Annotated in this window: 13 protein-coding genes; 3 read left to right on the forward strand and 10 right to left on the reverse strand. The window is 70.6% G+C overall.

The genetic code is table 11. From position 1 onward, the window contains the following. Nucleotides 1–94: 94 nt before the first annotated feature. Nucleotides 95–1,918 carry an ABC transporter ATP-binding protein gene (locus MYF83_RS27425; protein ID WP_248963602.1) on the reverse strand — a complete coding sequence of 608 codons (1,824 nt, stop codon included), beginning with the start codon at nt 1,916–1,918 and terminating at the stop codon, nt 95–97. 455 nt (nt 1,919–2,373) lie between these two features. On the opposite strand from MYF83_RS27425, the gene MYF83_RS27430 reads away from it, so the two are divergent. Continuing rightward, nucleotides 2,374–3,474, forward strand: a complete 1,101-nt coding sequence (locus MYF83_RS27430; protein ID WP_248963603.1) for a DUF6461 domain-containing protein — start codon at nt 2,374–2,376, stop codon at nt 3,472–3,474. A gap of 191 nt (nt 3,475–3,665) precedes the next feature. Here MYF83_RS27430 and MYF83_RS27435 read toward each other — a convergent pair whose 3' ends face one another. Then, nucleotides 3,666–3,986, reverse strand: coding sequence for a hypothetical protein (locus MYF83_RS27435; protein WP_248963604.1), 321 nt, complete (start codon nt 3,984–3,986; stop codon nt 3,666–3,668). A gap of 74 nt (nt 3,987–4,060) precedes the next feature. After that, nucleotides 4,061–4,417, reverse strand: a complete 357-nt coding sequence (locus MYF83_RS27440; protein WP_248963605.1) for a hypothetical protein — start codon at nt 4,415–4,417, stop codon at nt 4,061–4,063. A gap of 499 nt (nt 4,418–4,916) precedes the next feature. On the opposite strand from MYF83_RS27440, the gene MYF83_RS27445 reads away from it, so the two are divergent. Together MYF83_RS27445 and MYF83_RS27450 are read left to right on the forward strand one after the other, a co-directional pair. After that, a complete protein-coding gene (locus tag MYF83_RS27445) occupies nt 4,917–6,500 on the forward strand; it encodes a hypothetical protein (RefSeq protein WP_248963606.1) in 1,584 nt (527 codons plus the stop codon). 410 nt (nt 6,501–6,910) lie between these two features. After that, complete coding sequence (locus tag MYF83_RS27450) at nt 6,911–10,084, forward strand: amidohydrolase family protein (RefSeq protein WP_248963607.1); 3,174 nt, start codon at nt 6,911–6,913, stop codon at nt 10,082–10,084. Nucleotides 10,085–10,263: 179 nt separating this feature from the next. Here MYF83_RS27450 and MYF83_RS27455 read toward each other — a convergent pair whose 3' ends face one another. From MYF83_RS27455 to MYF83_RS27485, 7 genes are all read right to left on the reverse strand, one after another. After that, complete coding sequence (locus MYF83_RS27455; protein WP_248963608.1) at nt 10,264–10,911, reverse strand: SRPBCC family protein; 648 nt, start codon at nt 10,909–10,911, stop codon at nt 10,264–10,266. A gap of 40 nt (nt 10,912–10,951) precedes the next feature. Then, a complete protein-coding gene (locus MYF83_RS27460) occupies nt 10,952–11,602 on the reverse strand; it encodes an N-acetyltransferase (RefSeq protein ID WP_248963609.1) in 651 nt (216 codons plus the stop codon). Beyond that, nucleotides 11,599–13,071: an APC family permease gene (locus MYF83_RS27465; protein ID WP_248963610.1), complete on the reverse strand. Its 1,473-nt coding sequence runs from the start codon at nt 13,069–13,071 to the stop codon at nt 11,599–11,601. The genes MYF83_RS27460 and MYF83_RS27465 overlap by 4 nt, the downstream gene beginning before the upstream one ends. A 34-nt stretch (nt 13,072–13,105) precedes the next feature. Continuing rightward, a complete protein-coding gene (locus MYF83_RS27470) occupies nt 13,106–13,729 on the reverse strand; it encodes a GOLPH3/VPS74 family protein (protein WP_248963611.1) in 624 nt (207 codons plus the stop codon). A 314-nt stretch (nt 13,730–14,043) separates the two neighbouring features. Beyond that, nucleotides 14,044–15,198, reverse strand: a complete 1,155-nt coding sequence (locus MYF83_RS27475) for a thiopeptide maturation pyridine synthase (protein ID WP_248963612.1) — start codon at nt 15,196–15,198, stop codon at nt 14,044–14,046. After that, entirely contained in the window at nt 15,195–16,214 is a 1,020-nt protein-coding gene (locus tag MYF83_RS27480; protein WP_248963613.1) for a lantibiotic dehydratase C-terminal domain-containing protein, read from the reverse strand. The genes MYF83_RS27475 and MYF83_RS27480 overlap by 4 nt, the downstream gene beginning before the upstream one ends. Then, nucleotides 16,211–18,787 (reverse strand): lantibiotic dehydratase, encoded by a 2,577-nt coding sequence (locus tag MYF83_RS27485; protein ID WP_248963614.1) that lies wholly within the window; start codon nt 18,785–18,787, stop codon nt 16,211–16,213. Before MYF83_RS27485 ends, MYF83_RS27480 begins: the two co-directional genes overlap by 4 nt. Between the last annotated feature and the right edge of the window lie 8 nt (nt 18,788–18,795).

Below are 18,795 nucleotides of genomic sequence, written 5' to 3' on the forward strand. Positions count from 1 at the left end.
GCTCGCGTGTCCAGCGCGTCGGCATTGTTCGAGGCGTCCACCGACTGGATCTACAAGATCGCCTGGGGTGAAGACCGGGACACCCGCGCGTGCGTCAGCGGTGGACGACGTCTGGGGTGTCCTCTTCCATCAGGAAGCCGCCGGATTGGTGGTGCCATAGGCGGGCGTAAGGCCCTTGGGCCTGGAGGAGTTCGCGGTGATCGCCCTGTTCCACGATGCGGCCCTGGTCGAGTACGACCAAGCGGTCCATGCGGACGACGGTGCTCAGCCGGTGGGCGACCACGAGGGCGGTACGGTCACGCATCAGGCCCCACAGGGCTTCCTGGACGAGGATCTCGCTTTCGGAGTCCAGCGCGCTCGTTGCCTCGTCCAGCAACAGGATCGGCGTGTCACGCAGGATGGCGCGGGCGAGGGCGACGCGCTGCCGTTGGCCGCCGGAGAGTTTCACGCCGCGCTCCCCGACCAGCGTGTCGAAGCCGTCCGGCAGAGCTTCGGCGAACTCTGTGACGTGCGCCGCCTGCGCGGCCTGGTAGATCTCGGCGTCGGTGGCGCCCGGCCGGGCGAACGCGATGTTGTCGCGCAACGACCGGTGGAACATGGCGGGCTCCTGGGGGACGTACGCGATCAGGCTGCGTAGGTCGGCTTGGCGGAGCCGGGTGATGTCCTGGCCGCCGATCAGAATCCGGCCGCCGTCGATGTCCATGAGGCGGAGCAGCAGCCGGGTGAGGGTGCTCTTGCCCCCGCCGGACCGGCCGACCAGGCCGATCTTGGTGCCGGTGGGGATGTCCAGGTCCAGGTCGTCGAACAGGAGTGGATGGCCGGCGTGCGCGAACGCCACCCGCTCGAACCGGACGCCTGCATCGGCCGGGCGCAGCGGCTGCGGGTCCTCCGGGTCGACCACATCCGGCGGCGTGAGGAGAAGCTCGGTGAACTGGGCGGCCTCAGTGAGCACGCTCTCCATGCGACGGTAGATCTGGTTGAACTCGAACATGATGCTGATCGTGTTCGTGTAGTAGGTGAACGTCACCACGATCGCCTCCACGCCCAGGCCACCGCGGAGGGTGACGGCGAGGAGCAGGCCGATGGTGCTGGTGAGGACCGACAGCGGTGCGACGATGGTGTCCACCCGGAGGTTGCCGTAGTCCCAGGAACGGAGCGACAGTCTGCGCTGCTCGGCGAGCCGGGCTCGGTGCTCCACTTCCTCGCGGTCCTCGGCGGCGAACGCGCGGACCGTCTCCATGTTGGCCAGCACGTCGGCGACGTGCCCGGACACCCGTACCTTGGCGGCCTCACGCTGGTCCACCAGCCTCTGGCGACGGCGAATGAACGGGGCGACGAGGAAGCCGGTGACGATAATGAGGCCCACGAGCACGAAGACCAGTAGCGGGTGATACCGCCACAGCACCACCGAGGCGAACGCCAGCGGCACCACCTTGGCGACGATCGAAAAGGTGAGCGTGTCCATGAAATCCTCGAACCCGCTGGAGAAACTCAGCACCCGCTTGGTCAGCGAGCCGGCGAAGTTGTCGTGGAAGAACGCGGCGTCCTTGGCCAGCAACTTCTCCATGCCCGTCGCACCGAGTTCCTCGATGCCCCGGGCATCCGCACGGTTCAGGAAGTGCAGACCTGCCCGCCACAGCACCTCGCCCGTGAGCAGCAGCGCACCGAAGCCGAGCACGTACGGCATGAGCACGGCGATGGTGCCGGCCCCGCCATCGGACAGATGCCCCACGATCCCGGCCACCGCCAGCGGCGCCAGGTAGAACAGGCAGATGTTCCCCAAGGCCGGCAAGATCAGCGCAGGCGCCGCGACCCGCCACTGGTTCAGCAGTTCACCGCTGTAGTACTGAAGCGCCAGCAGAACGGCCGACCTTCGGGCGGAGGATTTGTCTCCGGGTGAATGAAGTGATCCCAGCACAGCCATCCGCCCCTCTGAATGCCCACCGCTATGGCCATGTTGCCGTAGGGGGTGCGGAAGGAGCGAACGGTTTTCGCCGGCCCAGCGACCGACGTTGCCCGGAACCGGGTGACGACGCCCGTGCGCAAGCCCGAACAGCCACGCAGGCCGGAATACGGTATTCCCCGGTCATCGCCAAAATGCCTGGCTTTAGGGATCCCTGCTTTGGTTGCCCGGAGGTCAAAGGAGTCCGCCGGATGCGGCGCTCAACGCGTACACCGACATCCAGCACTTACCGGAAAGCCGTGTGCGTGCCGAACCCGGCGGCACCCGCTTTCGGGTGCTGCTCCCTGTCACATCCGAGTAGTCTTCGCACCCGTCCGAGATCGAGCGCGCGTCCGGGTGTAGATAGCGTTGCCCGTGCTCAGCGAGCCATGACCGGCGATCTTTCTGAGCACGTGCCGATTGGGACCGTCATGACCTCTTCTTTCACCGCGTACGAACGATTGCGGCATCTGTTTCCCGACCAGTGCTGCCTGACCTGGATCAGAACCGGCGAATCCGATGCCGCGTTCGCCGATCTGGTCTGCTCTTTTGGTGGTGCCCCCTCCACCGTTCACGCCGCCACCTGGGACGAGGTGGAGGGCGAGGCGTATGAGGACCTGGACGAGGAGGCCGATGGCATCATGCTCGCCGCCCGGCACAGCCCGTGGACGGTCGTGATGGAGCCTTTCAACGCCCGGGGAACCAGCATGCGGATGCTGCGCGAGGTGGCGGCCGGCAGCCAGGCGTACAACGTCTGGTGGACGGTGAACCGCCAGGTGAGCGTCAGCTATGTGGCCGACGGTGAGCTCGTCGCCACTTTCGAGCCCGCCAATTTGGAAGCCATCACGCCGAGGTCCGGCCGCGACTGGCTGGCCGGACTGGCGGTGACGGAAGAGCAGTGGCGCCGGAACTGGTTCGCCGCGGCGCTGGCCGCCGGTGAGGAGCTGTCCGGGGTACGCCTGGACGGACAGTGGCTCAAGCAGGAACATCTGGGCGTCCAGTTGTACCCGCTGCCCTCGCGCGCGGTGACATCCGCGGATCTTCTGGATGCGGACATGCGCGCCATCGCCGAGCGCGATCCCCGAATCGGGGTGATCGCCGCCGACCCCACCCCCGACAAGCTGCCCGAGATCATCCGCGTCGCCGCCGAACTGGCCGTCGCCACCACCGGGCTGGAAGGCCCGCTGATCGACGAGGCGATGCGGTTCATCGCGGCCGGCGACCGCGGCAAGGAGGCACAGGAGGTACGCGGCCGTCTCTTCCGCCTTCGGGACCGGTACCGGGCCGAGGCCCGGCGCGGGCCCGACCTGGTTCCGGGCCACGACTCCGAGCACGGACCCCTGCTCAAGGAGCGAGCCGTACAGGCGCTCATCTACGCCCTCAAATCCGACGTGGATCTCGCCGAGGCCGCTCAGGACACCGTCCAGGCCGCCGGAGAGACCCACCTCAGCGAGGAGAACGGCGACCACCAGCGGGAGCGCGTCCTCAACGTCATCACCTATTACCTCCGCACCGGGATGAGTCCGCGGTAAAGCCCCATGCCCGTACGGCGTCGGCCGGCACACCCATGTAGGGGGCCTGGCTCAAATGCGGTTCGATCACTGGAATGTGCGCTACTGCCGAGGCGGCCGCTGCGCCAGAGAAGACCCAGCGCCACCCGCTGTGGTGGCCGGTCGAGGTGGCGGTCGGGCCGGACATGACGTCGAACCACGCCACGGACGCATCATGAGGTCGCTTTCCCCGGAATGCCGGTGGACAGGGAGACTCGGGTCATAGCCGCCTGCGGCTCCATCCCCGTCAGACTGTGCACACCGGTGCCCTTGTGCGCGACGTCGTCGGCGCCACCCAGGCCCGCGCCCTCACCATCGGCCTCGACCTCGCCGACGAGGCGTTCCTGTACGGCAACCGCGCCGGCCTCGGCCGACTGGATCCCAGCCGTGACCGCGCCAGCGGCAACAGCGGTCTGGGCCTGGCGATAGCCCGCGAGATCGCATCCGCGCACGACGGTCGCCGACACCCCGGAGCCGGGCGCATACGTGATCATCGAACTGCCGCGCCTGTCCAGCCACTGACCTGGTACGACCGGGATTCCACAATCGGCCTGGCGCTGCGTCGTTCTCAACGTGGAGAAGGGGGTCTACCAGCGGTGGGAGGCCGTTGCTTCTGGAAGATGTTGCAGACGCGATGTCTCTTTCTGCAGGAAGAGCTCTGAATATTGGTCATTCCGTCCATGTTCGTACTCGATACGTTCTGCAGGCCGCGTTGAATGGTGGTGTTGAAAACTCTCAGGTCATTCTTGGTGTGTTTGCCGTTTCCGATGTTCAGGTTGACAGGACCGTGATCGTCGGTAAGGACGGTCGCTTTGGAGTTCTCGCCGCTCGCCACAACACTCGCGCTCGCCTGCGGCGACGCGATGACCGCCGGTATCACGATCACAAGCGCGGTCAGCGTCAGCCGCCGCACTTTCCCGCCCATGCTGACAAGCGGATTCTCCGCACAATGGCGAGTCATTTCGGTGCACACCTGCCCTTTCGGTTACTTTGTGGCGGGCACTTACGTCAGTTGTATATCGGCGACATTAGTCCCCATACCCCGCGACCAAGCGTCAGTCCCGGTCCGAATGATGCACGGGCCAGATGGTTACCCGCCCTTTGTCATCGCGACGGCCGCCGATGTCAGGTGATGCCGCCGCCCCGCCCGCCGCCGCCCGCGCCGCCGCTGAGCCGCCTTTCCCACCCAAGCCCTGCGGGGCGCACCCGCAGCCCGTCAGCCGGCGGGTGACTCGATCTCGCGCTCGATCCAGCGGTAGACGTCGGCCGTCGCCCGGTCGCGGCCGATCGGATACCACATCCGGGAAAATACGTACATCTCCCTGATCTCCTTCCTTGCCGACGTATTGCGGGATAAGAACGAAACCAGCGCCGGGAACCTGGGGGACGGTGCCCGCGAAGACACCTGCGACAGGGAGGCCCGCATGAGCTCGGAGGTACGCATCGTCATCGAAAAGGTGCCTGAACCCCCGCGGGTGACCGAGCGCGTGCGGGCAGCGCTTGCCGACAACCATCAGGTGGCCGCCCGCCTGGACGGGGCGGATCCGAGCAGGCTGATCGTCACCGCCGATGTGCTCGGCGACCACGATGACGAGCCCGGGGCGCAGACCACGGCCCAGGCCGGCGCCGCCCCGTTCCGCGCCACGGTGTTCGACCCGGTCGCAAACCGGGGGATCGAGCTGCGCGGCCACCTCGACCGGCCGGAGGAGGCCGAGGTGCGTTCCAGCACCCGCCGGCCGCTGCCCACGTCCGCCGAGGTGGAGGCCGCCGTGCGGACCCTGCGGACCGATGCCCGTTTTCCCGCCGATGCGATCGTGTACCGGTCCATGCCGCCGCTCGCCGACGTCGAGCGGCCCGACGGGAGTCGTGCCCGCCGCCTCACGCTCGGGATCTACCGACCCTCGGGCACCCCGCGCCATCGCATCGTGGCCGTCGACATCGCCGCCGGCGAGGTGGACTGGGAACCGGCAGGCGTGGCCGCCCACACCGACGGTGACCACGGCGACTGCGAGGAGCGACTGCCGGCCGAGGTGCTGCCGCTGCGCGACCGGGGCGGTCCCGCGATGGTCCGGATGCGAGTGATCTCCGGCGGCGAGGAGCTGTGGAACCTGGTCGTGGTGCGGCCGCGTGACTCGGCCCCCGCGGGAAACGGGTCGGGGGTGGAACTGCGTCAGGTGCGTTACCGCGGTCGGCTGGTGCTGCGCCGGGCGCACGTGCCGATCCTCAACGTGCGATACGACGACGGCACCACCTTCCGTGACTGGCAGAACACCGAGACCCGCTTCCGCGCCGTCGGCCAGGATCCGGTCGGCTGGGGGTGGCGGGTGTGCGACCGGCCGCCGCAGACGATCCTGGAGTCCGGCACCGACGCCGGGGCGTTTCAGGGCGTGGCCTTCTACTACGACGATGACGATGGGGAGGTGCGGATCGTCAGCGAGTTGGAGGCGGGCTGGTACCGGTATGTGTCGGACTGGCGGCTAGCCCTCGACGGGACGATCAAGCCGCGGTTCGGATTCGGCGCCATCAAGAACCCGATGACCTGCCAGCGGCACCATCATCACGCCTACTGGCGATTCGACTTCGACATCGGCGGGTCCAGGGCCGACGTGGTCGAGCAGGGCCACGCGGTCTCCGGCGTCGGCGACGAGGGGTGGGCCCCGATCACGCGGGAGACCAAGCGTCGCCGGGGGGCCGCGGCCCGGCACTGGCGGGTCCGGGACAAGTCCAGCGGGTACGGCTACCGGATCGTGCCCGGGGAGCACGACGGCACCGCCGACGCCTTCGGCATCTCCGACCTGTGGTTCCTGCGCAACCATCCGGACGAGCTGACCGACGACCCGCTCATGGACGACCGCGCCCACCTGGACGCGTTCCTGAACGGGGAGGACATCGCCGCCACCGACGTCGTCGTCTGGTACGGGGGCCATTTCGTGCACGACCAGCACCACGACCCGCAGCCCCACCAGGGCCACATCGTCGGCCCCGATTTGATCCCCATGGTCTGGTGACCCACCTCAGCGGTGCGATCCCCGATCCAGCGCTGCCTGGACAGCGCCGCACAAGATTGGGCCGTGGGTGACGGACCGAGCCGCCGGCCCGGCTTTTGATCGTCTGACCCAGGTCTGACCCTCGGACCGGCCGTCACCTTCCGTCCCGGACCGGCACGAGTGACCCACGCCCGGCTCGACCGTCCTCGCCGGAGGCCGGTCCGTGGTGAACGCTGAGTAGCCGTCGACGGTCGGCGGCCCCCCGGCGTATGGCGGCCGCTCATCTTGCTCCGCCTGCCGTTGGGCGGCAACCGGCGTCCGCTCGACGCATGGAGTGCCGCCTGAGCCTGTGAGACGTCGGCTTCAAGGTCATGATTCGAGGAGCCAATGCGTTTTGTCCGGCTACGTGCAATGTAGGAGGAAAAGTCGCAATGTCCCCCACCCCCACCTCCCCCAACGCACCTGTCCCTACCACTGGGCCGGCGTTCCGCCCGTCCCGCCGTGCGGTCCTGGCCGGCGCCGGAGCCGCCTTCGCCGCCACGCTCATCCCCACCACCGCCACGCACGCCCGAGCCGACGATGCCCGCGACGGCGGCAAGACCTCCGTCGCGTCTGGTACCGACTTCGCCGTCGCAGTCTCACCCGACGGCCGCATGCTCGCCCTGGACATGCTCGGCGTCCTGTGGATCTGCTCCGCCTCCGGCGGCACCGCCCGCCGGCTGACCAGCGATCTGTACGACATCGCCCAGCCAGACTGGTCCCCGGACGGATCCACCATCGTGTTCCAGTCGTACCGCGACGGTGTCTTCAACCTGTGGACGATCCGGCCTGACGGGTCCGCGATCAACCAGCTGACCACCGGGCCGTTCGACCATCGCGAGCCCCGGTACAGCCCGGACGGGCGCACCATCGCCTACTCGTCCGATGCCGGCGGCGGCTACGGCATCCACCTGCTCGACGTCGCCACCGGCGCGACCCGTGTCCTGGCAGACTCCTCGGCCGAGGAGTACGAGCCGGCCTGGTCACCCGACGGGAGCGAAATCGCGTTCGTCGTCGCCGACACCAGGATCGACGTCGTGGACATGGCCACCGGCGCCCGCAGCACCAAGGTGACCGTCCCCGCCGGTCAGGTCATCCACCAGCCGTCCTGGACGCCGAACGGGACCGACGTCGCCTACCATCTCTTCCACGACGGCGCGAACGACCTGGCGGGCACCGCGGGCGCGCTTGTCACCGGCGAGGAGGTCTTCCCGTTCAGGGCCGGGTTCACTCCGGACGGGCGCTACTACTACACCTCCGCCGGCACCATCCGGACCCGCCGCCTCGGCTCCACGTCCGCAGGCACGGTCGGCTTCACCGCCGCACTCACCGCGACGACCCCGAAGTACAAGAAGAGCGTCCGCGTGTTCGACGCGCCCGGGTCGTTCCCGGTCATGGGCATCGGCAGCCCGACCATGTCCCCGGACGGCTCCACCATCGCGTTCCGCGCACTCAACGACATCTACCTGATGCGCATCGGGCACGAGCCGACCCCGCTGTTCGGCGACCGGTGGTGGAAGGCCGACCCGGACTTCTCCCCGGACGGGCGGCAACTGGTGTTCGTCAGCGACCGCACCGGCACCCTCAACGTCTGGGTCCGCGACCTCGCCACCGGCACCGACCGGCAACTGACTCATCTGACAGACTCCGCCGCCCTCTCGGTCCGGTGGTCACCGAACGGGAAGGAGATCGCCTACCTGGACCAGGACGGCGCGCTGTGGGTTCTGGACGTCGCCACCGGTGACATCCAGAAGGTCTTCGACGCGACCTTCGAACCCGGTCGGCCGACCTGGTCGCCGGACGGGAAGACGATCGCCTTGGCTGCGGTCGTGCCGTACTCGCGACGCTACCGTGAGGGCCTGTCCAAGATCCTTCTCGTCGACCGGGCGACAGGCGCCGGTACGTACGTGGACCCGGCCCCGCACCGATCGCTGCAGACCCGCGGCGACGACGGCCCCGTCTGGTCACCGGACGGCACCATGCTCGCCTTCGCCATGGAGTCGCTGCTGTGGGTCCTGCCGGTCGACAGGACCGGACGGCCCACGGGCCCTGCCCGCCAGGTCACCCGAGAGCTGTCCGACGCCCCGGCCTGGGCCGGCGACTCCGCCACCCTGCTCTACCTCAACGGCGCGCGGCTGAGGACCGTCCGCATCGACGGCAAGCCGGGCCGGTCCATCCCGGTCCGGCTGTCCTGGCGCAACGATCCCGGTCCCGAACAGGTCGTCGTCCACGCCGGCCGCATGTGGGACGGCGTCTCCGCGACCGTCGCCCGCGATGTCGACATCATCGTGCGCGGTCAGCGCATCGCGGCGATCGAGCCGCACCGGGACGGACGGCCAGGCACCCTCGTCGACGCCGGTGACAAATTCGTCATGCCCGGCCTGATCGACATCCACCACCACCGCGAGATGCAGGGATACGCCTACGGGTCCCGGCAAGGGCCGCTGTGGCTCGCCCTCGGCATCACGACGACCCGCTCACCCGGCTCGCCCGCCTTCCACATGGTCGAGGAGCGCGAGTCGGTCCAGTCCGGGGTGCGGCTCGCGCCGCGCTACCTGGGCACCGGTGAGGCCATCGATGGGCCGCGCATCTACTACAACTTCATGCGCCCGACGTTCTCTCACCAGCAGTTGCGGCTCGAGCTCGAACGGGCCGCCGGCCTCGACTACGACCTGATGAAGTGCTACGTGCGGCTTCCCGTCGCCTGGCACAAGGAGGTCATCGGCTGGGCCCACCGTCAGGGCAAACCGGTCACGTCCCACTACCACTACCCGGCGATCGCGATGGGGGGAGACGGAACCGAGCACGTCGGTGCGACCAACAGGTTCGGCTACTCACGCACCGTCACCAATGTCGGCTCGGCCTACTCGGACGTCATCTCCATGTTCAACGCGTCGAAGATGGCGCGCACCCCCACCCTGTTCGGCTGCAGCACCCTCTACAGGGAGGACACCTCGCTGGTCACCGACGAGCGGGTCCAGCGGCTCTACCCGAACTGGCGGATGGCGAAGCTACAGGCCTCCGTCACCGCCGCGCAGACCACCGACCAGACGGTGGTCCGGGCGAACCTCGCCAACCAAGTCGCGCAGCTCGTGGCGATGATCCGCGGTGGCGGCGTCGTCACAGCCGGCACCGACGCACCGATCGATCACCTCGCGGTCAGCCTGCACATGAACCTGCGGGCCATGGTGAAGTACGGCCTGACCCCGCTGGAGACGCTGACCGCCGCGACCAGTACGTCGGGGACGTATCTCGGCCTGCCGCTGGGCAGGATCGGCAAAGGCATGTACGCCGACCTGGCCATCGTCGACGGCGATCCGCTGTCCCGCATCGAGGACGCCGCGAACGTCGCCGGCGTCGTCGTCGGCGGGAGGTACCACACGGTCGAGCGGCTGCTCGCGCCGTACCCGTCGTCCACGACCACCGACCAGGCCGTGCCCGCTGCCCTGGCATCCCGGGGCAAGGTCAAGGCCCGTGTCCCCGCCCACCCGAGTACCGCGGGCTTCTGGTGGAACCACCCCGCCGAGCTGGAGAAAGCCCGCGTCTCCTGCGGCCACGACCACTGACGCTCCTGCGGCGTCCCGAGGGTGCCCGTGCGGTCTCCACCGCCGCACCGAATCCGATCGGGCATCGTTTCGCACTCGGCGCTTCGCCAGGCGGTATCCGTTCTGGCGGCGACCGTCGTACGCGGCCGGCCGGACAGGGTCCGGTCGGCCGTTCCGCCGAGGCGAATTGACGTGCGTCGTCAAAGTTCGCCGCTCTCGATCGCCTCCTTGAGGCCGGCCTGCGTCTCCTGGTGGGCCGCGACGCCGTTTTCGACGGTGAAGTCGATGAGCAGGATGCCGGCCTCGAACAGGAGGTGCTCGGTGACCCGGGTCCGCCCGTTGCCCAGGTCCTCGAAAACGATCTTCTGGTGGGTGACGATGTTGGGCAGTGACCAGCTGTCGGTCTCGTAGTAGAAGCCGTCGGGGTGGATGCGCTGTTGTCCGTGCGTCTTGCTGGTGACGGGCACGCCGGCGACCGGGATCTCCTCGATCGCGGTGAAATTGAGGTAACGCGTGCCGGCCTCGGTCCAGTCCTTGTGCGTCACGATCCGCTTGAGGAAGGAATGCCTGCCGATGTGATTGGCGAAGTTCGAGTACACCTCGAAGACGTGTTCTATGGGGGCGTTGATCTCGATCGAGATGTCGCGCTCGGCCCGGCTTCGTCCGGTGTAGGGGAGGGGCGCGGTGGCGACCTCATAGAACCGGTAGAAGTCCCAGGCGGCCTGCCATTCGGCTGCGAGCTGGGCGTCGGTCTCGGGCGTGTCAGCCCGGGCGGGACCCGGGAACGCGGTCAGGAGGAGGGCGGCGGCGAGCAGTTGGGCGGTGAGGAATCGGACGAGCTGCTTCACATGGCCTCACGATGACAGGGGCGAAACGACGTTAACTGCCTTATACCTCATGTGATCGTGATTCAGGAGACCCCGCCGAACGGGAGGCATCGACCTCGGCCGATGCGGAAGAGCGGGACGCGCGCCACATGGGATACATGACCGGGCCGCCGGGCAGCCGGAGCAGCTCCGGCATGTCGGCATAGCCGTGGCGGAGATAGAGGCGGCGGCTCGCCTCACTGCTGGCCTCCAGGTAGGCGGGCATCTCTTGGGCGTCGAGCCGCCCGTGGTGCTCCTCCAGCAGCAGGCTGCCGAGGCCGCGGCCGGTCTTTCCTCGTGCCAGGGCGATGAACGCCAGGTAGTGGTGCGGCTCGTGGGGGTGGAGCTTGTCCATCTGCTGCCCTAAGACGCCGTACCGTTCGGCGTGTTCCCCGGCGAAGGAGGCGATCGCCTCCTCCTGGCCGGGGATCTCGGGGAACGGCGCGGTGAACCACACCGCGACGCCGGCGAGCGCGCCTGACTCGCGGATCCCGTAGACATCGCCGTGGTCGAGCGCGTGCGCGACGTGCATGGTGAAGAAGCGCCGCTGGATCGGCAGGCGGTCCCGCACCGGCGGGACGAGCCAGCGGGTGATCGCATCGGAGCCGAACGTGTCGGCGATGAGCTCGCCGGCCAGGGCCGCGTCCCTCATCCGGGTGATCTCGGCCGTCACTTGGTGCCTCCACTGACGGCCTGGGCGCCGAGGCCGATGTTGGCGTACACCTTGGGCCTCGTCGCCTTCAGCACACGGGCCCACGCGACGCCGAAGGCGATGGCGACGACGAAGATGCCGGGCAGGATCCATCGGATGGCCGAGTCGGGGGCGACCCCGAGGACCGTGTCGAAGTTGATCAGTGTCAGTCCGATGATCACGCCTAGCGCCAGGGCCGCCAGGGCCGGGGCGACGCGTGTCCGCCATGCCGTCTCCCCCCGAGGGTCGCGGGCGAAGAAGACGATCACCGCGATGGAGGTGACGGTGAGCAGGGTCAGCAGCCCGAGGCCGCCGAAGGCGCCGAAAGTGAAGAACAGCTTCGTGACCGGGTCGAGGCCGAAGATCGCGTAGGCGCTGATCACGATCAGCCCGAGCGCCGTCTGCAGCACCGATCCGGCCGTCGGGGCGGCGGTGCGGGCCGAGGTGCGCCCGAACACCGAGGGGAGCACGTTCTCGCGGCCCAGGGCGAAGATGTAGCGGGCCGTGGTGTTGTGAAAGGCGATCATGCAGGCAAGGCTGCTGGTCACGAACAGTACGGAGCCGACGGTGGCGATGGTGGAGCCCAGGTGGGCGGACGCCTGGTTGAAGATCAGCACGGTCCCCTGCTCGGATGCCGCCTTGACGATTCCGTCCGGCCCGGTCGGCAGCGTCTGGGCCCAGGCGGAGACCGCGTACAGAACTGCGATGATCGCGATGCCCAGGTAGGTGGCGATGGGCACGGTCCTGTTGCGGTCCTTGGACTCCTCGGCGAAGACCACCGACGACTCGATGCCGGCGAACCCCGCGACGACGGTGGCGAGCGCGGCGCCCACGCCGGGCACGAACAGCGAGCCGGGAGTGAAGCCCTCGAAGCTGATGCCGCTCGGGGCGGCGTGACTCAGGTCGCCGAGGCCGAACAGCAGAACGATGGCGATCTCGCTCACCAGCAGGACGGAGAGGATCCTGCCGTTGACGTCGACCCGCAGCAGGCCGAGCAGGCCGGTCAGCGCCCACGCCACCAGCGCGATCACCCACCACGCGGGCGAGGCGCCGAACCAGTCGAGGAGCAGTGGCTCGGCCGCCGACCCGATGATGCCGTAGAGGCCCAGTTGCAGCGCGTTGTAGGCCAGCAGTGCCACCCACGCCGTCGCCACGCCGGTCGTCCGGCCGAGTCCTTGGGCGGCATAGGCGTAGAAGGCGCCCGCGTTCACCACGTGCCTGGCCATCGTCACGTACCCGACGGCGAAGAGCGTGAACACCGCGCCCAGCATCAGGAACGCGAACGGCACACCGATGACGCCCGTCACCGCGTACGCCGTCGGGACCGAACCCGCGACGACCATCAGCGGCGCCGCCGCGGAGATGACGAAGAACACGATCGACGGGACACCGAGCCGATCTTCGGCCAGGGCGGCGGAGACGGCGCTGGGCCGTTGCTCTGTGAGGGACATCTGGAGCTCCGTGGGGTGGGGGGCGGGAAGTGGGTCACCGGCGGCTGATGACGGCTTGGCCGACGGCGACCTTGGTCTGGGCGATGAGTCTCTGCAGCGGTACGGGCAGCGTGGCGGTCGTGGCGGCCACGAACGCGGGATCGTGCTCCCACAAGACCCGCTGGTCACAGCCGGTGGCGGCCAGGAGCCCGTAGAGGACGCAGTCCATGACCACCGGAGGCTTGCGCCGCTGGACGGCGAGGTTGAGGCGGGCGAGCGGCCACGCCGCAGTATTCGTGTCCACGGGGGCCGCGGGCTGCTGTCTCAACAGGTGCCTTGCCGGCGGGTTGAGCAGTTTCGCGGCCACCATCCTGGCCCGGACGTCGGCGTAGATCGTACGGGCGAAGAAGAGGAGCCACGTGCCCACCGGATGTTGCGGCTCGGCGATGATGTGGCCGAGCACCTTCTGTGTGAGCGGATCGCCAGTGGCGTCCTGGGCGGTCGCCCAGAGGCGGTCCTGGCCCGAGGCGAGGTCGACGGTCACACGCTCGGCGAGCATCAGCTCCGCCAGGACGGCGCCCGCCAGCCCCAGGCTCGTGAGGCGGGGATGTAGCCGCGCGTGACCCGTCACGTTGTCGTGCAGGACAAAGTAGAGATCGTCGACCAGTGACGGGCCCAAAAGATCACCTTCAGCCACGAACGGCGATGATATAGGCGAATTGTTTGATCTGTCATGGACGAACGTTCTGCCCATTAGGCGACAACACGTTTTATATCCCACAATAAGCAGATATGTGCCGGAATGTTGTCCTTTTAGGTTGCCCCCTTACCTCCTGTTCCGGACAAAGACGACTCCTCGAGCGGACGTGATCAGGTTGTGCCGGCCGTTCGAATTCTGTGGTGGACGGTCCTTAGGCGGTGCCGCGCCTCGGTGGGCTGGAGCCCGCTTTGGGGTGGCGTGCCCATCAGCGGGTCCGGGCCCCGGCCAGCCGGTCACCCCCCTTGGCGCGCCTGCTCCGCGGCGGCGAACCGTCGGAGCGCATCGAGGGCCGACAGGCCATAGAGGTCCTCCACGGCGTTGGCCAGCAGGTGGCACAGCCGGAACCTGTCGAGCGGGGTCAGGCCCATCCGGGTGAGGTGCAGGTAGGTGTAGTTGAGCAGCACCCGGTAGCGCAGGAAGGCGGGGTTCGCGAAGACCGCCTCGTGGTAGGCCGGGCTGTCGAAGATGAGGCGCTGCAACTCGTTCGGATCCCGCCGCGGCACCGGCAGGTCGCCGAGCCGGGCCTCGAACGCCTCGCCCGGCTTGGTCATCGGCTGGGCCAGCCGGCCGTCCTCCATCAGCGTGCCCGCCCGGGCGCGGTACCGCTCCAGCAGCGCGGACCACTCCCGCACGAACGGCACGGGCGGGGCGGCCGGGTCGTCCAGCGCGGCGACCACCTCCCGCACCCGCCCGGTCAGGGCCGCGCGCCGCTCCCGGAAGTCGCGCTCGAAGGCGGCCCGGGTCGCCTCGGGATCGGCCGCCCAGGTGATGAACCCCTCCGCGTGCATGCGGTAGGAGACGTAGCTGCGGGTGATGGGGTGCGAGGTGTGCGCGACGGTCAGCATGAGGCTCATCGCCACGCCGAGCCTGCCGTCCCGGCCCGCGCGCACGTGGTCGAGCATGGCGAACAGCAGCGGGGTGCTGTCGGTGTAGAACGCGGCGAGCAGGTCCACCGCCTCGTCGCCGCCGAGGACGTGCCGCCGCGAGTCGTACGGCGCGTCGCGGATGGAGTTGTCCGGCGGCCACGGCGTGAGCGGCCCGTGCTCCTGCTCCCGTACGGCGAGCAGGCGGTGCCGGGTCAGACTCTCAGCCGGATCGAGCACGGTCGTGGAGGGGTGCTCGCGCAGATGGCCTCCGACGACCTGCTCAATACGCGGGCGCACCACCGCCTGCCAGACCCGCGGCGCGGCCTTGACGTTGATCCGCAGGTGCGGGCCCTGCCTCCAGTGGCGCAGCACGTACGCCGCCTCCACCTGGCCGCGCAGCCTGTCGAACAGCGGCCGTACGGCGTCGAGCAGCAGGCCGTCCTTGTCGGGGGCGTGGTAGTAGACGTGGACGCAGTGCCAGGTCGGGGCGTCCTGGGCGGGCGAGCCGGTCAGGGGGATCACCTCCGGGAGTCGATGCGGCCGGCCAGGTCGGCGAGGGCGCGGGCGAGCAGGAAGGACACGTGGTGCTCGGTCCCGGCCCGCAGGCCCAGCCGGTTGTGGAACAGGTGGGCGCACCGCAGCAGGACCAGCGGAACCGTGCGGCGCTCGGGCGGCACCGCCATGGCGAGGAAGGCGTGCGGGGAGCCCGAGTCGGACGGCGCGCACCTGCCCGCCGCGTGCAGCGCGGCGAGGTCGTCGCGCAGGCCGCGCACCGAGGACGCCCACGCGCCGAGCAGGCCGCCGCCGGACTCCGGAAGGTCCCACAGCCCGCGGGTCTGCGCGAGCAGGGCATCCCTGCGGCGCAGCCAGTCGTCCTCCCCGCCTGGGATCTCGGGCCGCCGGCCCGCCTCCCGGGCCGCCGCGGCGAACCGGCGCGTGGCGGCGGGCAGGTCGGGCTCGCAGGCGGCGAGCGCGATGGTGAGCGCGGCCAGCCCGATCGCGGCGCGCCGCTCCATTCCGGCCCCCGCGCGCAGCACGTCGAGCGCGAGCGCGCTCGACACCGTGAAGTGCCGCTCCGCGGCGGAGACGCAGGCGGCGCCGCCGTAGGCCGCGTGCTCCGGCCGGTAGGCGATGAACTCCACCGAATCGGTGCGGTGCAGCCGCTCGTCATACCGCTCGCGCCGCTCGCCCCTGGCGACGGTCGCCGCGAAGGCGCGGTACGCCTCCAGGTCGACCGGGGGAGAGGGGCGCGCGGCGAAGTGGGCCGCCGCCCGCTCGCGCACCAGGTCGCGGGCGTGCGCCGCCCGCGAGGGATCGGGGACCTCCACCCGCAGCCGCACGTGCTGGCCGCCCTCCCAGTAGCGCAGGAAGAAGTGGCCGCGCGCCGTCCCGTCGGCGGCCAGCTCCCGCACCACCGGCTCCACCACGCCGGTGACCAGGGCGTCGAGGTCGCCGAAGTGGAACAGGTGGGCGCTGACCCAGCGGCCCGCGGCCCCCTGGTCCGCGCCCGTCCGCGCGCCCGTCCGCGTGCCCGTCATCGGCCCGGCCCCGCGGAGAGCTGGACGACGTACTCGGTGACCCGTCTCCCGGCGCCGTACAGGGGGGCGTCGGCCGGGTCGGGCAGGGCCTCCTCCAGCACCACCAGCGCCCCCGGGTCGCGCAGCGAGCGCAGGAACCCGGTCAGCAGGAGCATGTCGCTCACGTCGACGTACATGGGCTTGCGGTCCTTGCTGAGCAGCCCCACCAGCAGGCCGTCCCCGAGGTCGACCACCCGCGCGAAGAAGCGGCGGGGCATGCCGTGCCCTGCCAGCCATCCGGCCAGCCGCGGCAGATATGCGGCCTCGCCCTCGCCCTTGGCGGGCGCGGGGAAGTCGCCGGCCCGCAGCCGCCAGGCCGCCCGGGCGAGCGTCACGCGTCCGACGTCCATCCGGGGCCAGCGTTCCACGTCGCCCGCGGCCGGCATCTCGCCGCGGGTGCGGAAGACCCAGCCGGGCACCATCGCCGTGGACGGCTCGCCGAACGCCCGCACGAGGAACTGCAGCCACGGCGGCAGCCAGTGCTGGGCGGTCATCCCCAAGTGGACCGGCCGGACCGCGCGGCCCTTGCCGTCGTGCAGCGCCAGCCGGTCGCACCCGGGGTCGTAGCCGACGGTGAGGTCCGCGGGCGCGAGGGGCGGCAGGTCCGCGTCCCCGGCCGTGAACGGGTGGTTCAGGGCGAGGTCGGCCGTCGCCGTGCGCAGGTTGAGCCCGCCGCCCACGAGCCCCCGGCACTCGGCCACCAGCACGTCGCCCTGCGGGGCCCGCAGCTCCGGGGCGGGCGGGGCCTCCCCACCGGCCAGCCCGACCAGCCGATGCAGCCGCGACAGCCCCCTGCCGTACCCGGCCGAGATCGAGTTGACGACGGCGCGCACGCCGTCCGGCCGGTCCGGTACGGCCTGCAGGTAGCAGCAGATCGACCCGGGCGGCCGGGCGAAGCGCGGCAACGAGGCGGTGAAGCCGGCCAGGCGGGCGGCCGTGACGTCGACCACGGCCTCCGGCGCCGAGGGGCCGGCCCCCGCCAGCTCCCAGAACCTCCGCCGCAGCTCGGACAGCTCGCGCAGGCCCGGCGGGGGCTCCTCGCCAGGCACCACGCGCGGCGCGGCCACGGGATTGCGCAGCATCTCGCGCAGCAGCGCGCCGCCCGCCCCGGGGACCCCGGCGTGGACCTCGTGGTAGAGGTCCAGGGCCGGGATCCGGCCGCCGGGGCCGTGCCGGTCGAGGAAGAAGGCGGTGACGGCGATCTTGACCGGCAGGTCGGGGTCGAACAGGCCGAGCAGGCGGCGCACGGCGTCGAGGTCGTCGCACACCCCCCGCCAGGCCGCCGCGCTCAGCCGTCCCGCGACGCCGGGCATGACGGCGCTGTGCCAGAGCAGGTTCTTGCCGGGCAGCGACGGCCCGGCCGTCCCGGCCGGCAGCACCTCCTCCAGTGCCTCCCGCACCACCGCCGCGGGGCCGGCGAACTCTCCCTGCGGCGCCGGGTGCGGGTGCTCGGCAGGCGATGACGGCGGGTGGCCGGCTGCCTCCCGCAGTGCCTCGGCCATCCGGCCGACGGCCGCCGCGTACGGCGACGCGCCGGCCTCGGCGAGCCAGGACGCCAGCAGGCCCACCGGGCCGGCCGACTGCTCGTCGTACGGCGGGACCAGCTCCAGCAGACCCGCGTCGACCAGCGCCTCGATTCCGGGGGCCCCGGCGACCGTGGGGAAGGGGTGTCCGCGTACCCAGTCGAGGGCCTGCCGTACGCCGGGGCTCGCGGGCACGCTGGAGAGCGGCTCGGTGGGGCCGGGGCCGAGGAACCACACCCGGCCGCCGTCGTCGGCCGCGGAGGGGTTGACCCGTAGCAGCGCCCGCTCGCGCACGGGCCGGTGCCGGGTGAGCGCCGACCACAGCGGGCGCAGGACCGCCCGGTCGAGCTCGGCGACCTCGCGCCAGAGCGGCTCGCCGCTGGTCCATACGGCGGGACCGCCCGCCGTCCAGCGGCCGAGCCCGCTGAGGGTGAACGTGGCGTACGGGCTGGTCTTGACCGTCGCCCTCGCGACGTACCTCGCCAGCCGCAGCAGCTCCTGCCGGTCCGGTGGGCGGTCCGCCGGCCCGGCGAGCCAGGCGTCGAGGCGGGCGGCCAGCACCGGGCTGCCCTGGGCGACCCCGCGCCGGAAGCCGTCGTCGGCCACCGCCTCGCGCAGCAGCGCGGCCTTCTCCCGCGACTCCTCCGCCAGCACGGCGGGCAGCGCGGTCCGCAGCGCGTCCGCGCGGTCCCTCCGGGCGGTCCACTCCCTGACCCGCGCGGCAAGCTCCTCCGGGAGAGCGGCCAGCACCTCGGCGGAGGCGGCCCGGCCGGACGGGCGGCGTCCGGAGAACACCGCGCGCCGCAGCGCGACCAGCCCGGGCTTAAGCGGGCCGCCCGCCGCGCCACCGATCACCTCGTGCAGCGGGCCGGAGAGCTCGGCGCCCTCCCGCCGCAACCACTCGGTCAGGTCCGCGAGCCGGTCCACGATCTCCCACGTGCGGGTACAGCGCATCCGGTCGAGCCCCGCCAGGGGCAGGCCCGCGACGCGGACCGCGAAGACCGGCGACACGGCATAAT

It is taken from the genome of Sphaerisporangium perillae, assembly GCF_023276435.1.
GTDB lineage: Bacteria > Actinomycetota > Actinomycetes > Streptosporangiales > Streptosporangiaceae > Sphaerisporangium > Sphaerisporangium perillae.

What these genes read in the sequence shown, in the direction of transcription:
- MYF83_RS27430 (WP_248963603.1), top strand. Translation starts at nt 2,374, where the DNA reads ATGACCTCTTCTTTCACCGCGTACGAACGATTGCGGCATCTGTTTCCC.
- MYF83_RS27435 (WP_248963604.1), bottom strand. Translation starts at nt 3,986, where the DNA reads ATGATCACGTATGCGCCCGGCTCCGGGGTGTCGGCGACCGTCGTGCGC.
- MYF83_RS27440 (WP_248963605.1), bottom strand. Translation starts at nt 4,417, where the DNA reads ATGGGCGGGAAAGTGCGGCGGCTGACGCTGACCGCGCTTGTGATCGTG.
- MYF83_RS27445 (WP_248963606.1), top strand. Translation starts at nt 4,917, where the DNA reads ATGAGCTCGGAGGTACGCATCGTCATCGAAAAGGTGCCTGAACCCCCG.
- MYF83_RS27450 (WP_248963607.1), top strand. Translation starts at nt 6,911, where the DNA reads ATGTCCCCCACCCCCACCTCCCCCAACGCACCTGTCCCTACCACTGGG.
- MYF83_RS27465 (WP_248963610.1), bottom strand. Translation starts at nt 13,071, where the DNA reads ATGTCCCTCACAGAGCAACGGCCCAGCGCCGTCTCCGCCGCCCTGGCC.
- MYF83_RS27480 (WP_248963613.1), bottom strand. Translation starts at nt 16,214, where the DNA reads ATGACGGGCACGCGGACGGGCGCGCGGACGGGCGCGGACCAGGGGGCC.